Genomic DNA, 1,640 nt, shown 5'->3' on the forward strand with positions numbered 1-1,640 from the left:
CAGAATAGTTGTCGTCTCGATAGATCCTGAAACCAGAGGGCGACAAAGGAAGAACGAAGTGGCCAGATACGGACAGTCCTTCAAGGACAGGGCGGTTGCACGGCTGTTGCCGCCAGAAAGTGTCGCGGTGCAGACGCTGGCGCGAGAGCTGAGCATTTCAGCTGCGACGCTAGCGCGCTGGCGAGCCGAGGCGCTCTCCCAGCCCGTTGGCGAGCGGGGCTGGAGTGCGGGGGCCCGATTCGAAGCGGTGCTCTCGACCGCCGCGATGGACGAGGCGAGCAAAGGGGCCTGGTGCCGCGAGCATGGCGTGTATCCCCAGACGCTCGAGCAATGGCGCACCGCCGCCCTGCAGGCGCTCGATGAGCCCGAGGAAGTCGCACGGCAGGCTCTGCGGGAGAAGAAGGCCGAGCGGGGTCGCATCAAGGAACTCGAGCGCGACCTGCGCCGCAAGGAAAAGGCGCTGGCCGAAGCGGCAGCGTTGCTGGTGCTATCAAAAAAGCTCGAAGCGATCTTCCCCAAGGACGAGGACGCATGATCGGCCTGGAAGATCGCCAAACACTGGTCCGACACATCGATGAGGCACACGCAGCCGGCGCGCGCCTACGCCCGGCCTGCGAGGTCGCAGGCATGACGCTGCGCACCCTGCAGCGCTGGAAAGCGCAGGAAGGACTGCGCCAGGGGGACCGCAGGCCCCTGGCAAAGCGTGCGCAGCCGGCGCATGCGCTCAGCGACGAAGAACGGGCGAGGATCCAGGCGTTGGCCAACGAGCCCCGTTTCGCCGACCAACCCCCGGCGCGCATCGTCCCCACGCTGGCCGACGAGGGCGTCTATCTTGCCAGCGAATCGAGCTTTCAGCGCGTGCTGCGTGCCCACGGACAAACCCGTCACCGTGGGCGCAGCCGTGCGCCGCAGCGCACGCGAGCGCCGACGACGCACGTAGCCAGCGCCCCCGGACAAGTGTGGTGCTGGGACATGACCTACCTGCCCACCCACGTGAAGGGGCAGTGGTTCTACCTGTATCTGATCATGGATCTGTACAGCCGCAAGATCGTCGGCTGGGAGATTCATGCCACCGATGAGGCAGAACACGCGGTGAGCCTGCTCAAGCGCACCGCGTTGGCCGAAGGCCTCCACGCCCTGCCGGAAAAACCCGTGCTGCACGGCGACAACGGCAGCACGCTCAAGGCCACCACGGTGTTGGCGATGCTGCACTGGCTGGGGATCAAGCCCTCATACTCTCGCCCCAGGGTGTCCGACGACAACGCCTTCGTCGAATCGCTCTTCAAAACGGCGAAGTACCGCCCCGAATTCCCGGCGCGCGGCTTCGCCAGCCTGGACGAAGCCCGCCAGTGGGGACAGCACTTCGTGCACTGGTACAACGTCGAGCACCGCCACAGCGGCCTGCGCTACGTCACCCCCGCCCAACGGCATGCCGGGGAAGACCATGCGATCCTGGCGGCACGGCACCAGACCTATCTTCAAGCCCGCGAACGTCACCCGGCGCGCTGGTCCGGGCAGACACGGGACTGGACACCGATCGGGGCCGTCACGCTCAACCCGGAACGGGACAGCGTCGTTCGGGACTCTACCCAAGCTGAAATAGAAGGCAGGTGATTGCATGAATCAGGCGACAACTATCT

General features: G+C 65.7%; 1 protein-coding gene. It reads left to right on the forward strand.

Going from position 1 to position 1,640, the window contains the following annotated elements; all coding sequences use genetic code 11:
• Positions 1-58: 58 nt before the first annotated feature.
• A protein-coding gene (locus ASC37_RS11150) for an IS3 family transposase (RefSeq protein WP_088178290.1) occupies positions 59-1,614 on the forward strand; the annotation gives its coding sequence in 2 pieces (ribosomal slippage) (positions 59-491 and positions 491-1,614; 1,557 coding nt in all).
• The last annotated feature ends 26 nt before the right edge of the window (positions 1,615-1,640 follow it).

The sequence above is a fragment of the Tepidiphilus thermophilus genome, from assembly GCF_001418245.1.
Lineage (GTDB): Bacteria > Pseudomonadota > Gammaproteobacteria > Burkholderiales > Rhodocyclaceae > Tepidiphilus > Tepidiphilus succinatimandens.